This is a genomic window from Paenibacillus sp. JT22N1, from assembly GCF_059692155.1.
Genome location: NZ_JCAUAW010000014.1, coordinates 38,061 through 51,571 on the forward strand (window position 1 = coordinate 38,061; position 13,511 = coordinate 51,571).

14 protein-coding genes are annotated in these 13,511 nt (G+C 43.0%); 2 read left to right on the forward strand and 12 right to left on the reverse strand.

All coding sequences use genetic code 11. The features are described 5' to 3' along the window. Nucleotides 1–16 precede the first annotated feature (16 nt). The 10 genes from AC58UU_RS25255 to AC58UU_RS25300 form a co-directional block, all read right to left on the reverse strand. A complete protein-coding gene (locus AC58UU_RS25255; protein ID WP_497319796.1) occupies nt 17–1,030 on the reverse strand; it encodes an ABC transporter substrate-binding protein in 1,014 nt (337 codons plus the stop codon). Between the two features lie 445 nt (nt 1,031–1,475). Next, nucleotides 1,476–1,886, reverse strand: coding sequence for a VOC family protein (locus AC58UU_RS25260; protein ID WP_497319797.1), 411 nt, complete (start codon nt 1,884–1,886; stop codon nt 1,476–1,478). Between the two features lie 18 nt (nt 1,887–1,904). Next, the gene (locus AC58UU_RS25265; protein WP_497319798.1) at nt 1,905–2,756 is read right to left on the reverse strand and encodes a patatin-like phospholipase family protein; all 852 of its coding nucleotides are present in this window, start codon (nt 2,754–2,756) and stop codon (nt 1,905–1,907) included. A gap of 125 nt (nt 2,757–2,881) precedes the next feature. Further along, the gene (locus AC58UU_RS25270) at nt 2,882–3,775 is read right to left on the reverse strand and encodes a metal ABC transporter permease (RefSeq protein ID WP_307559119.1); all 894 of its coding nucleotides are present in this window, start codon (nt 3,773–3,775) and stop codon (nt 2,882–2,884) included. Then, the gene (locus AC58UU_RS25275; protein ID WP_497319800.1) at nt 3,768–4,715 is read right to left on the reverse strand and encodes a metal ABC transporter permease; all 948 of its coding nucleotides are present in this window, start codon (nt 4,713–4,715) and stop codon (nt 3,768–3,770) included. The genes AC58UU_RS25270 and AC58UU_RS25275 overlap by 8 nt, the downstream gene beginning before the upstream one ends. A gap of 14 nt (nt 4,716–4,729) precedes the next feature. Next, nucleotides 4,730–5,491 carry a metal ABC transporter ATP-binding protein gene (locus tag AC58UU_RS25280; RefSeq protein ID WP_497319801.1) on the reverse strand — a complete coding sequence of 254 codons (762 nt, stop codon included), beginning with the start codon at nt 5,489–5,491 and terminating at the stop codon, nt 4,730–4,732. A gap of 51 nt (nt 5,492–5,542) precedes the next feature. After that, entirely contained in the window at nt 5,543–6,499 is a 957-nt protein-coding gene (locus AC58UU_RS25285) for a metal ABC transporter solute-binding protein, Zn/Mn family (protein WP_497320074.1), read from the reverse strand. A 325-nt stretch (nt 6,500–6,824) separates the two neighbouring features. Further along, the gene (locus AC58UU_RS25290) at nt 6,825–8,390 is read right to left on the reverse strand and encodes a DUF3369 domain-containing protein (protein WP_497319803.1); all 1,566 of its coding nucleotides are present in this window, start codon (nt 8,388–8,390) and stop codon (nt 6,825–6,827) included. Beyond that, nucleotides 8,387–9,901 carry a sensor histidine kinase gene (locus AC58UU_RS25295; protein ID WP_497319805.1) on the reverse strand — a complete coding sequence of 505 codons (1,515 nt, stop codon included), beginning with the start codon at nt 9,899–9,901 and terminating at the stop codon, nt 8,387–8,389. The genes AC58UU_RS25290 and AC58UU_RS25295 overlap by 4 nt, the downstream gene beginning before the upstream one ends. Nucleotides 9,902–9,931: 30 nt before the next feature. Further along, complete coding sequence (locus tag AC58UU_RS25300) at nt 9,932–10,312, reverse strand: hypothetical protein (RefSeq protein WP_497319807.1); 381 nt, start codon at nt 10,310–10,312, stop codon at nt 9,932–9,934. Nucleotides 10,313–10,622: 310 nt separating this feature from the next. Between AC58UU_RS25300 and AC58UU_RS25305 the strand changes: the two genes are divergently transcribed. Beyond that, nucleotides 10,623–10,940, forward strand: coding sequence for a hypothetical protein (locus AC58UU_RS25305; protein WP_497319808.1), 318 nt, complete (start codon nt 10,623–10,625; stop codon nt 10,938–10,940). Nucleotides 10,941–11,055: 115 nt separating this feature from the next. After that, entirely contained in the window at nt 11,056–11,691 is a 636-nt protein-coding gene (gene udk / locus AC58UU_RS25310) for a uridine kinase (RefSeq protein WP_497319809.1), read from the forward strand. A gap of 54 nt (nt 11,692–11,745) precedes the next feature. Here udk and AC58UU_RS25315 read toward each other — a convergent pair whose 3' ends face one another. Together AC58UU_RS25315 and AC58UU_RS25320 are read right to left on the reverse strand one after the other, a co-directional pair. After that, on the reverse strand, nt 11,746–12,903 hold the full coding sequence (locus AC58UU_RS25315) for an MFS transporter (protein WP_497319810.1): 1,158 nt from the start codon (nt 12,901–12,903) through the stop codon (nt 11,746–11,748). Next, nucleotides 12,893–13,435 carry a hypothetical protein gene (locus AC58UU_RS25320; RefSeq protein ID WP_497319812.1) on the reverse strand — a complete coding sequence of 181 codons (543 nt, stop codon included), beginning with the start codon at nt 13,433–13,435 and terminating at the stop codon, nt 12,893–12,895. The genes AC58UU_RS25315 and AC58UU_RS25320 overlap by 11 nt, the downstream gene beginning before the upstream one ends. Nucleotides 13,436–13,511: the final 76 nt, after the last annotated feature.

The following is a 13,511-nucleotide window of genomic DNA, read 5'->3' on the forward strand; positions in this document are numbered from 1 at the left end:
CCTCCAACTAATCGTGTTATTTTGAGCTTTCCGGTAAGAATTTGTTCGTGAATGCAGCATCTGCATCGATATTTTTCTCGAGCAGCTTATGATCTAGCATCCAGTTCGCATAATTTTCCCATACTGATTTTTTTTGTTCGCCCCAACGAGCAGCATCATCTTGATAACGTGGGCTGAGCCATTTCTGACTGGCAAGCACAAGTTTTTTATCTAGATCAGGAACGGCTTTGATCAAAATATTAGCGGCATCCTCAGGCTTGCTGATTGCAAATTGATACCCTTTCGACGCAGCAGCCATGAAGGCTTTAACGAGCTCAGGCTTCTCTTTGATCATTTTCTCGTTCGTAGCAAGAACCGGTGTATAGTAATCCAGTTTATCCGAATATTTGTTTAAATAAATCATGTTCAGCGGCTCGCCGCGAAGCTCGGCGTCTACACCTGTCCAAGCGTAGTAAATCCAAGCGAAATCAATATCCCGTTTCACGGCTGTGAAATAATCAGCATCACCGATGTTCACGATCTTCACTTTGCTCGGATCCGCTTTCTCGGATTGCATAAGTGAGTCGATCATCGCACTTTCTGACGGAGCACCCCAACCGCCATACGTTTTTCCCTCGAAATCCTTAGGTGACTTGATGTTCTTCGCTACCGGTGATGCAAAACCAGAAGTATTATGTTGTATTACCGCAGCAATGGAAACCAACGGTACACCTTGAATTCGTCCTTGTGTAATGCTTTCTTGATAACTGACACCGAATTCCGCAGCCCCTGAAGCGATCATGGCATCGGCTCCGCCTTCGCCTGGAGCAATAATTTCAACATTCAGTCCCTCTTTTTCAAAAAAGCCTTGATCCTTTGCGACGTATAACCCCGTATGGTTCGTATTTGGCGTCCAGTCCAGAACGACCTTCACGTTCGTTAACGGCTTGGCCGTTTGTTTTGCCGGCTGTTCTGCCATCTTATTACCGCAACCAGCCAAGGCTACTGTTAAGCTAACTAGCATAAGTGGTGCAATTTTCTTCCATTTCATTCTTTGTTTCCCCTCTCCACATCTCTATTTAACCACAAGAAAAAGCCCCCGTTATCCGGGAGCGCCATGTGTAGAAAATGATAAACCCATTCGAAACAGATCGAATGAACGTGCATTTATGTGAGTTCTCTACGCTGGCATTACCCAGATCAGATTAACGGTGAGTGACAATGACGGTCACAATCTCAGCCTGACTTCTCAAGCTCCCGTGGGTTCTTATTGGTTTGATTATACCTTACCTCATGTTCGTACTTATTGCAAACAGAAATGAGCTTTGGTGCTTAGATAGTCTCGATCCAGTCCTTCACCATCCCTTAAAACAAGAAAAAACCACCATTCACCTTTTGAATGCACCCCCAGAATTTTCATCAGATTAACCCAAAGGTTTTTCCAATGTCTACTCTATGGGGTGCACTTAAAGGAACAGTGGTCTTTATTAATATGTCTAGTTTTTCGCAAGAGTCAATTGCCAAGTGACTCCAAAACGATCACCAACCCAACCAAACTTTTCACTAAATGGGTAGGCTCCTAATGGCATGAGCACGGTGCCGTCTTGCGCTAACTTCTCATACACACGATCAATTTCTTCTTCACTCTCACACGTGACATACAACGAAATCGCAGGTGTAAAAGTGAAATCATGCTTCACATAGCTATCTATGCACATAAATACCTGTCCATGAAGTGAAAATGTGGCGTGCAGAACACTTCCCTCAGGGCCAGCTTCACCCGCTCCATAGCGCTTTATGGTCAATATCTCGGATTGGTCAAATAAAGAAGTATACAAATTCATGGCTTCCTCAGCTTGGCCGGAAAACATTAAAAACGTAGTTATTTTTTGATTTGATTTTTCCACGTACACAGCTCCTTACAGTCAATTAAGTAACCATTCTTTCATCTGTGATCCCATTCGTTTCGCATCCTGATACCCAAGCTCGTGCAGTGCTTCTAGTTTCTTAGGATCCTTTTCCATACGGCCTACTACCACTTTGGACGAAGGTCGTATAACGATCGCACTTCCATCTGCTTCCATTCGTTCAATGGTTTCTAAGGTTCCATTATAGATTTCACTTCGATTGACAAGAACATTTACAAGCCCGTTATAAGCCGGATAGAAGCTTTTAGCTAGCCACCGCTGTTTAAAGGGACTCTTACGATACCCTTCTTCTTTGGTCAGTACGATGACATGCTTTTTGTTCCCATCAGCGAGAGACTTCTTCACAGGAATCGGATCAACTAAGCCACCGTCAAACAAGGTCCGACCTTCATAATGAATGGGTGTGGCTACAAATGGCAATGAGCTTGAAGCTTGAACAATCGGCATGGTTTGCTGCATGAGTTGATGCTTCGTGTAATAAATGGGTTCGCCCGTATGCGCATCGGTTGTACCGATGGCGAACTGCTGCGGTGAGTTATAGAAGGCATCGTAATCAAACGGCACCAACTTATTTGGCAGCTCATTGAATATGAAATCCATCCCAAAAATGCTTTTATGACGGAATAAATTGCGATAGCTTAAATATCGGTGATCCCTAATATAACCAATCGTTACTTTTTTATTACGGCCTGGTTGTTTGGAAATATACGAAACGGCGTTGCATGCCCCTGCCGATACACCAACCACATAAGGAAAATATAAATCCTGTTCCATAAAGTATTCCAAGACTCCTGCGGTGTATACGCCTCGCATACCTCCGCCTTCCAGTACGAGTCCAATTCCTTCCATGGTCACACCTTCTTTCTCTTTCTCTCTGTCTCTAGCCCCTTTCTAGCATACAGGAAATGTAAATTAAAAGAAATGCTCCTCCATCTCCGTAAAAGAGACAAAGAAGCAGATTTCATACCACTTTATTAGACGGATTCAGGAATTACCCCTGATAATCCGCGTTTTTGGCGAATTTTACGGATGATCAGCCCATTAGTCGGCGACAATAGGAAAGCAATAACGAACATGACCCCTGCCACACTAATCATACAACCAGCAATGGAAGCATCGAGTAAGTAAGCTACGAAGTAGCCAGCTATTGAACTGATAACCCCTACAGTCACACTCAATACGATCATAACACTAAGTTTTTCAGTTAAGAGATAAGCTGTAGCTGCGGGAACAATTAACATCCCAACAACGAGAATCGCACCTACACTTTCGAATGAAGCCACTGTTGTGATCGACACCAAACCCATCAATAGATAGTGGAATAACAAAACAGGAATACCCACTGCCGCTGCAAGTGCTGGATCGAACGAGCAGAGTTTAAACTGTTTATAGAAGAGCCCAATCACAACACTGCTAAGAAGAAGAGCAAAGCCTACTGCCCATACGGCTTTAGGTCCGATACTCACACCGCCAACTTCAATGGTATTCCATGGCACATAGGCGATTTCTCCATAAAGGACACAATCCAAATCCAGATCGATTTGTCTAGTATACAAACTGACAAGAACAACGCCTATGGAGAACATGGCTGTGAATACGACACCTATAGAAGCATCTGACTGTACACCGCTTTGTTGAAAAAGCTGAATTAAAAATACAGTTATGAGACCGATAACCGCAGCACCGATAAGCATAAAGATAGAGCCTCTAGAGCCGCTTATCAGGAAAGCAATGACGATCCCTGGAAGCACCGAATGACTGATCGCATCGCCGATCATGGCCATTTTACGCAATACGAGGAAGCAGCCTACCAAAGAGCAAGCAGCAGCGACAAGAGCAGCAGTTAAGATAATCCACAGATCATTCAACTTGGCTCACCCCTTTTGCCTTAACGTAGGACTCTACTTCTGTATCTTTTTGGATCTTTTGTTTCATGGAAGACTGTCGAATTAATTTAATAACAAGTCCACGTTTCGGAGCGAAAAAGAGGGAAAATACGAATAAGACCGTCGCTGCTAGCACACTAAGCGGACCTGTTGGCAAATTACTTCCCATCGTACTCAGATATGTCCCTACGAATCCGCTGAAAGCCCCGAATAGTCCAGACAAGATGACCATTAGGCCCAACCTCTCCGTCCAATATCTGGCCGCAACAGCAGGCGTAATCAATAGCGCAGCCATCAAAACCACGCCTACCGCTTGAATCCCTACTACAACAGCAACGACAATTAGAAACATCATGAAGTGATCTAGAATCGCCACCGGAAAACCTAAACCTCGCGCATATCCAGGATCAAAGCTTAATAATTTAAATTCTTTAAAAAACAACGTACAAATACCAACTAATAAGAATGATATGATAGCCATTGTAATGACATCGGAGTTAACCATAGATGCCGCTTGACCGAATAGAAACTTATCTAAGCCGCTTTGATTGCCGCTTGTGCTATGCTGAATTTGTGTCAACAATACAATACCTACACCAAAAAACACGGATAATACGATACCTAAAGCCGAATCCTGCTTAATTTTGGAATACCGTGTGATCCATCCGATACTCAGTGTGGCAAGTAAGCCCGCAGCGGCTGCACCGATCAAGAAGAAAAAGATCGATTTGGATCCCGTTATCATGAAGGCGACGCAGACACCTGGAAGGGCCGCATGGGACAAAGCATCCCCCATCAACGATTGTTTGCGTAAGTAAGCAAAGCTTCCTAACACACCGCTGCTTAGTCCTAGTAATGAGCATCCGAGTAATATCCATCGCGCATTCGGATCTAACCATAAGTGAAGTAAAGAGTCCAACATGTTGTTCACCTCTTTTATCCTAATTGCGTCGCGGCATCTTCCCGATCCCAGATCGCTAGTTTACCGCCATACGTTTGCTGTAATTTATCTTTCGTAAATACTTCATTCGTCGGCCCAATGTCCACAAGACCTACATTAAGCAAGATAACCCAATCGAAGTACTCTTTAACAGTGGATAAATCGTGGTGGACCACCAATACCGTCTTCCCTTGTTTCTTGAGCTCTCCGAGCAGCGTAATAATCGCTTTTTCCGTAGCAGCATCTACACCCACGAAAGGTTCATCCATAAAATATAAGCTAGCATCTTGTGCAAGTGCTCTTGCTAAGAAAATACGCTGCTGTTGACCACCAGAAAGTTGACTAATTTGTCTATCTGCGAAGTCAGCCATCCCAACTTTCTCTAAACAAGACATAGCGATTTGTTTTTCTTTATTTCCCGGTCTGCGGAACCAACCCAGATGACCGTACCGCCCCATCGTTACAACATCAAGGGCATTGGTTGGGAAATCCCAATCAACTGATTCTCGCTGTGGCACATAACCAACAAGATGGCGTTGTTCTTTATAGGGCTTTCCATATATCTTTACTTCACCGGACAGACTCGGAATCAAGCCCAGTGCCGCTTTAATTAATGTGGACTTCCCTGCACCATTGGGACCGACAATTCCAATTAATTTACCTTCCGGAATGGTTAATGACACTTGCTCCAGAACGGGTTTCTTATGATAAGCAACCGTCATATTTTGTATCGATAGCGGCGCGTTCGTCTGTTTCATATTCACTCCCCCTAAACCATTCTATATGCAAAACATTCTTAGCAGCGACTGCTATTTCAGAGCGTTTACTATGGTATCTACATTGTGACGAACCATGCCTACATAAGTGCCTTCTGGCGTTCCTATTTTACCCATGGCGTCAGAGAACAATTCTCCGCCAATTTGAATTTGGTGACCCTTTTCCTTCGCTCCTTGAATGACCGCTTCAATCGATTTTTTGGGAACACTGGACTCAACGAATACCGCTTTCACCTTTTTCTCGACTAAGAAATCTCTGAGCTGACTTACATCCTTGGAACCGTACTCCGATGCCGTACTGATCCCTTGAAGTCCCTTAACTTGAATGTGATACGCATCTCCGAAGTAACCGAAAGCATCATGTGCAGTTACTAGAACCCGGGATGCCTCTGGAATTAAGGCGATTTGTTCAGTCGCATAGCGGTCTAATTCTTGAAGTTTTACAAGGTATGCTGCTGCGTTGTTCTTATAATCTTCTTTATGTGTTGGATCCAACTCACTTAGGGAATCTCGTACTTGCTCAGTAGCTTTCATCCAATGTTTCACATTAAACCAAATGTGCGGATCATACTCCGTTTCCATTTCGGCGCCGGACCGCAATGCTTTGCGATCGATTTTATCTGACACGGCAACAGTCGGTTTCTGCTTACCCATCTTTTCCAAAATTTCAACCATTTTGCCTTCTAAGTGCAGTCCATTGTAGAAAATGATTTGAGCGTCATCTAACTTTTTAATATCGCCTTGCGAAGCTTTATATAAATGCGGGTCCACTCCAGCATTCATTAGACCGGTTACTTTCACATGAGTGGAACCAACATTTTCAACAATATCTGTAATCATACCTACTGTTGTGGTGACTTTAATTTCCTTCTCCGTTGAAGTAGTTGTTGATGCAGGTATTTTTTCATTATTCGCACACGCTGACACGGTCATCATAACGCCTAGTAATGCAACAGCAGCACTCTTTTTCCAAAACCCTCTTACAGTCATCACGTTCATATAAATATGTCCTCCCCAATTCGTTCATCTTACTTATTATTCTAATTAATTTGTACAAGCTCACATTTGTTGACCAAAGGCAACTCTCTAGATACATTATTACCTAAACTCGCAAATGTTGCAATAGGGAAAGACATTTTCATCGATGCATTTTTTTTATCCGAACACATCTTTTCACTAGATGTCGTTTATCAATCTTTAAACGCAACACAAAAAGCCCCTGTCCAAGGACAAGGGCTCCGCGTTCATTTAGGGTCTGGTTTTGCTGGTATGAGAAGGCTATTCGCATATTATGCTATTTAGGTAATTAATGCCGTTAACGTTGCTCCTTGTAGAACTCCTTGATTACCAGGAACTCATCCAAATGTTTAATGAAGAGATCTACGATTACAGGGTCGAAATGACGTCCGCGTTCCGTTTTAAGCAAATCCATCACGCGATCAAGTTCCCAAGCTTTCTTATAAACACGATCACTGCATAGAGCGTCAAATACATCCGCTAATGCGGTTATACGACCATAGAGATGGATCTCATCGCCGCGAAGTCCTTGGGGATACCCGGTTCCATCGTAACGCTCATGATGCTGCTGCGCGATGATAGCTGCGGCATTTAAGACTTGCTTGTTCGAATGTTTAAGCATTTCGTACCCAAGATTCGAATGGGTTTTCATAACGTCGAATTCTTCACTTGTAAGCGATCCAGGCTTATTTAAAATCGCATCTGGTATGCCAACTTTTCCAACATCATGCATCGGAGAAGCCAAGCGAATGACTTCGGCTTCCTGCTCGGATAATCCATATTTGATGGCTAGTAAACGGGAGTATTCAGCAACTCTTTTTACATGGTGTCCTGTTTCCTTGGATCTCGTTTCCGTGATTTCACCCATCGTATAAATAATTTCTTGCTGTGTGCTCTCCAGCTCTTCGTTTAAATAAATATTTTCGAAAGCCACGGAAACATTCGCACAATAAATATCAACTAAATAATGTTCCCACTCGCTGAGCGCTTTGAATCCATTCATATAGATGACATTTTCCATCCCCATCTTACTTTGAAAATAAATCACAAAGCGATCTGATGCGAAGCTGCTTTTTTTGGAATGAAAGGCATGTTCAATCTCTTCGAGTACATCCGTAGGAACAACATCCCGTGCTCGTTCGTCTTGATTGGATGCATAATCCCCGCTCGCTGCTAAGATATAAATATCTTCGACACCTTTGGTAACAGCAAAGCTGCAATGAAGCGCATTTTTATGTAAGTTAACGATGGATGTCATTTGTGTCAAAACACCGGAAGCAAATTTCTTCATAGATTGCAGCTCAAATAGCGAAGCAGATGACTTAATAATCTCCTCCAAGCCTGATCTGCTTTTCTCAATCGTTTTAATATCACGATAAGAACGAAGTGCCGTAACCACAGTCGTGAACAGCTTTTGTGTTGTGAGTTCGGTCTTTTCTTTATAATCATTAATGTCGTAATCCATAATGACCGTGCGCTCTGGTGCTTGACCTGGTTGACCAGTACGCAAAATAATACGTATCGCCTGATTATTCAATTCTTCGCGTATGTACTTAACAATTTGAAGCCCTGCATCATCTTGCTCCATGACAACATCTAGAAGAATTAATGAGGCATTCGGCTGTTGTTTTAATAACTGTTTGGCTTCTAAAGCCGAATAAGCACTATGGAATTCCAGCTTCTTTCCATCAAATTCAAAATCTTGTAGAACCATTTTTGTCACTTGATGGATTTGTTTCTCATCATCAACAATGAGTACAACCCAAGGGTCTTGTTCGATCGTAACTTCCTTAGCTGAATCGGTCTCTTCTTCCTCAGCAAAAAGAAGCTCATCCTGGTCCATTAACCCATCTTGTCCTGTCATTGCACGGCTTCCTCCTCTTTCGGAATCGTAATGGTAAATAAACTTCCTTGACCCAAGGTACTGGAACCATCGATGGTTCCATTCAGTGATTGTGTAACGAGATTATAGACAATATTCATCCCTAACCCTGTTCCGCCTTTGCCGCGGCTCGTCGTGAAGAAAGGATCAAAAATTTGATCTAGAACTTCTTGCGTCATCCCTTTACCGTCATCTGTATAAGCAAGGATAATATAGTCTTGATGATCTTCAACACGTATCGTTAAACTGCCTTCTTCCTCTATCGCATAGGCATGGTTCAAAGAATTCATAACTAAATTCGTAATAATTTGTGATAAAGCACCTGGATATGTGTAAAGAATTAGCTCATTATCGCAATATACATCTACTCGGAGCCTTGTTTTCTTGAGGGTAGGTTTCAAACTTGAGATGATTCCCTCTAAATACTCCTTCAAATGAAAGGTACGCTTGACTTCAACACTCTGATCTACGGAAATTTGTTTAAAACTGCGCACCAAGGAAGAAGCGCGCTCCAAATTGGATTGCACCATGGCATTCGTCTCTTGGGTAACGGATAGGAACTGTTCAAGGTCAGACTTTTTCATCTTCCCCGTCTCATACAGGATCTTAAATTCCTTCGTCTTTTGATCCAAATAACTAATTGCGGTTACACCGATCCCGATTGGTGTATTGATTTCGTGTGAAACCCCGGCAACCAAATTACCCAAAGCCCCCATTTTTTCCGATTGGACAAGGTGGTCCTGTGTCACCTGCAGCGTATTTAGCACCTGTTGAAGCTCATGGTAGCGCTCATCCAAATTTTTGACCATGTCATTAAAAGCTTCAGACACCTCAGCGATTTCAGGAGAAGCTTTGAACTGCAGCTTAGGAAGGTCTCCTCCTTGCTTCACAATAAGCGCGGCTTCACGAAGCCGACTTAATGGACGAATAACAATCCTTCGCAAAATAAGCCATAGCAATGTTGACATAACAATAGCAACGCTAAAGCCCACAATCAGAATAAGTTTCGTTCGCTTTGTCAGCAGCGCGGCTTCCTCAGAGGAATCAAAAATAACTTCTACCGCACCTACAACAAGGCCATCCTCCTGAAGAGGCGCCGTTAGACGAACAACCGGTTTATCCGTTTCCGCCATGGGCACACGGTCAACAATGGTTTGATCCTGCTTAGGAACGACTACCCTAGAAAGAGGCATATGATTACCAACTTCAGAACGATTGGAAGCCGCGAGAACAACGCCTTGATTATCGTATAACTTCATTTCGAGTACACGCGTATTTTTGTATTGAATATAATCAAATATTTGCTGCACATCGGCAACGGAACGAGATTCCTCATAGCGTCCATTGATGGCAATTGTCATGCCGCTAATTTGACTCACATAGGCTTCTCGAATGGATTGATTTAAACTTATGGTATCGAAGATCAACATGGTTGAGAGCATACTGACCGTAACAGCAGTTACGACGAAAACAATTCTTTTCTGTAAGCTCAATCTCTTTGGAAGAAATGGCATGGGATGCTCCTACTTCACTTCAAACGTGATCGTCTTGCTTACATCGTAAGGCGTGTGATCGTTATTATGTAAGGAAACTTTTAATTCGTGAGGACCTTTGCTTAAATGTTCATAATTTTTTTCAGTGGTCGTCATGATTTCTTTTTCTGCTTTGTCCAAGGAAACATGCACGTGCCCTTCCCCTTGCTTGCGCTGTTGATCATAATGCTCTTTGGAAAGCTTAAGGTCCGTTGTAATTCGAAGGGTTGCTGAATCTCCATTAACAGTGGTACTTGCCTCTAAGGTAGGCGTGAACGAATTTGCTGGTATTGTATTGGTTTTGGATGATCCACATCCGGAAATACTTAGTGTAACAGCTGCAATTATACAAAAACCTTTCCATTTCCTCATCGTTTCATCCCCTATTTAGACCCTAATTGTCTAATCATGTCAAAAAAAAGCTATCTTCTCTAGCTTATGAATATTCAAGCGGTTTGTCCACTTTTATTTTGGAAACAATAGCCTTTTTATGCAATTGATTTTGTATTCGAAATTTTCTGACTTTTCATGTCGAAATATCATAAGTACGCTCACATTTTGCGCTTCCCCAGGAAATAATTTCATTTCCCAAACGAAGAATGATTTCCCCAGCTTTGGAGCAATGTAGTAAAGTCGCTGTTCTTTTTTACCCTTAACAATTATCCTTAGGAGGCATTCCCCTATGACAGAAACCCATCAGCATCAGCAGCCGCTTCAGCACGCCATTGACACAGCAGATCATGCTATACTCCAAGCTCAAGACGCTGAGCATCAACTGCAAGTAGCCATTTCACAAGCCAACCCTCGCTCTATACAATCTGCAAATGCAGCTCTTACAGAGGCTAAGCAGCAAGTATACGAAGCGCATGAGCAGCTTCAAGCTTTTAATAATGATGAGTATGGGCAGCAGATAAAGCAAACCATGGAACAATTGACGCAAGCTTCACAAGATCTCGAGGCCAATCAAGAGAAGTTCCATACCCCGAAGCAAATTCGATAAGGCAAATATTCTCTGCAAAAGGTGATCGAAACTCGATCGCTTTTTCTTTTTATATGCACATTATGTTAAACTACGGAGGAAGGTTTTCAAGTTATTTGGGGAGGCACTACATTTCATGCTCGTTATCGGAATTGCCGGTGGTACCGGTTCAGGAAAAACTACAGTAGCTCGATCCATCATTACCAAGCTAGGGTCCACGAACGTGACATTAATTTCACAAGATAATTATTATCTTCATCATAGTGGTCTTACATTAGAAGAACGGGAACGTATTAATTATGATCATCCCCGTGCCTTCGAGAACTCCTTGCTTCTTAAGCATTTAAAAGAATTGAAAAGCGGCAATGCTGTTGATATCCCTGTATATGATTTCTCGCAGCATGCTCGCTCAGAAGAAACGATTCGCATCGAAGTAAAGCCAATTGTGCTGCTCGAAGGCATTCATGTCTTAACTGACGAAGAGCTTCGCGGCGCTTTGAACATAAAGGTGTTCGTTGATACAGACCCCGACGTTCGTATTCTGCGCCGACTATCCCGAGATATTAATGAGCGCGGACGTACGCTGCAATCTGTCTTTGATCAATATTTGACGACCGTTAAGCCGATGCATGACGCATTTATTGAACCGTCTAAGAAATATGCTGACATTATTATTCCTGAAGGCGGAGAAAATCAAATCGGCATTTCGATGTTGACTATTTTGACAGAGCGATATATGACGGATCAAGCTGCGAGCTATGAGATAGGCTAGTGACGTACAAATGAAGAAGGACACCAAACCTTGGTTAGGTTTAGTGTCCTTTTTTCATACAGATTGACGTCGAAAAGTAAACCCAGATAGGGCAAATAAGACATAGATAAAGCTTATCAAGTAAAAAATACTTGCCGTGCTTACATAACGTATAGCTAGTCCTCCCATTAATGGGCCGGCTATACTCCCTAAGCTGTACTGGATAGAAGCAAGTACATTCGCAGTAGGTACTAAATGTCTGGGTAGTATGTCTGCCGCATAGGCCAAACCTAGTGAAAAAAACGAGCCTACCATACCCCCGGCAACGCCGAAACAGAGTCCAATCAACCAAAGATTCGAACCTGCAAACGGAATACATAGAAATGCGATGGAGCCAATGAGGCCACTCACAATAAGGATACTTTTCCGCCCAACACGATCACTCCAAATCCCTAACGGCAGCTGCATGATGAGACCCCCTACCCCCATGATGGGCAGCAGAACACCAATATTAGATTCAGTTAGACCAGCACGAAGCCCATAAATCGGAAAGTTGCTGTTCATCGAGGCTTCCATATAGCCATAGAGTAAGGAGGTAATGAGCGGGAACCAAGCGATTGCCAATACCTTTGAAGCACGCTTATGCACTGCCTCCACTTTGTCCAGTTGCTCTGGCTTCTCATTGGACAACTGCAGTACAAGCGTCAGAACGATTAAGAAAAAGCAGCTGGTCGTCAAAAAGGGAACCCAACTACCAGCCTTGAGCAAGGTAATTCCTACAGGTCCTAAGCTAAAACCAACACCATAAGCCATGCCGTATAAAGAGATATTACGTCCTCTACGCTCTTTAGGGCTTGACGTTACGATCCATAACTGCGTAGCATAATGCAGGGCGCTATCCCCAATCCCTACAAGCAAACGAAGTACAAACCAGAAACCAATCTGCTGCCATACCGGGAACAAACAAGTTGCCATGATGACCAGTCCCATCCCAACCATGATGACCGGCTTATATCCGTATCTTCGCACAGGCCTTTCTATGAAGAACATCGTGGAGAAAATACCAATATAAAGGGCTGCAGCATTCAGACCATTCGCTTCCGTTGAGACACCCGAACGATCCAAAAGGATCGTTAGCAGCGGCAGGAGCATACCTTGACTCATCCCTGCCACGATAACGACCATAATTAATATGATTAATTTGTTACTCGAGATTCGTTGTTTAAGAGCCATTTCCAAAATCCACAACTTCCCATCTCTCCACGTATTCATTCAGCTTACCATGGAGAGGGACATGGAATTGGTTGATGATGACGAGTCTTACTTTTTTTATCCATTCCTTGAAGGAAGGATACGTAACGAATAGATTCGCATACCGGTCACTCATACACACAAAATGGGGTCCGGGCGTTTTATCCGTCAAAAATTTCAAAGATGTATCTATTGGTGTGTACTTTTTACGCTTCCCTTCCCACTTATCCAAGTCCAATTGAAGGGTGGTATCCACTTGTTCCAGAAGGCTTTCCAAATGCTTCACACGGGCATAATAGGGCTGCTGACAAGGTATGTCCATTCTCCGAAGGGTTTCCTCATGCTGGGGATAAAAGATAGCTCGAACGAACTTTCTTTCCTCCGCCCATCTAGTAAAAGCGTGCACTTCTGTCTCCGTCCAGTCCTCAAATGTTTCAAATAATAAGACGGTTCCTTTATGAGTCTCCGCCGGAGGTTCGTACCCGAATGGTACTTTAATCTGATCTCTTGCCATTGCGTCCTCCTCTAGTTGTAATTTCTGTTGTCTGTCATTCCTTGATATATTGTAGCATACCCCACTAAGTTCCACG

Bases quoted from the DNA above. Each gene is read 5' to 3' on its own strand.
- AC58UU_RS25255 (WP_497319796.1), bottom strand. From the start codon at position 1,030: ATGAAATGGAAGAAAATTGCACCACTTATGCTAGTTAGCTTAACAGTA.
- AC58UU_RS25265 (WP_497319798.1), bottom strand. From the start codon at position 2,756: ATGGAAGGAATTGGACTCGTACTGGAAGGCGGAGGTATGCGAGGCGTA.
- AC58UU_RS25275 (WP_497319800.1), bottom strand. From the start codon at position 4,715: ATGTTGGACTCTTTACTTCACTTATGGTTAGATCCGAATGCGCGATGG.
- AC58UU_RS25280 (WP_497319801.1), bottom strand. From the start codon at position 5,491: ATGAAACAGACGAACGCGCCGCTATCGATACAAAATATGACGGTTGCT.
- AC58UU_RS25285 (WP_497320074.1), bottom strand. From the start codon at position 6,499: ATGACTGTAAGAGGGTTTTGGAAAAAGAGTGCTGCTGTTGCATTACTA.
- AC58UU_RS25290 (WP_497319803.1), bottom strand. From the start codon at position 8,390: ATGACAGGACAAGATGGGTTAATGGACCAGGATGAGCTTCTTTTTGCT.
- AC58UU_RS25300 (WP_497319807.1), bottom strand. From the start codon at position 10,312: ATGAGGAAATGGAAAGGTTTTTGTATAATTGCAGCTGTTACACTAAGT.
- AC58UU_RS25305 (WP_497319808.1), top strand. From the start codon at position 10,623: ATGACAGAAACCCATCAGCATCAGCAGCCGCTTCAGCACGCCATTGAC.
- udk (WP_497319809.1), top strand. From the start codon at position 11,056: ATGCTCGTTATCGGAATTGCCGGTGGTACCGGTTCAGGAAAAACTACA.
- AC58UU_RS25315 (WP_497319810.1), bottom strand. From the start codon at position 12,903: ATGGCTCTTAAACAACGAATCTCGAGTAACAAATTAATCATATTAATT.
- AC58UU_RS25320 (WP_497319812.1), bottom strand. From the start codon at position 13,435: ATGGCAAGAGATCAGATTAAAGTACCATTCGGGTACGAACCTCCGGCG.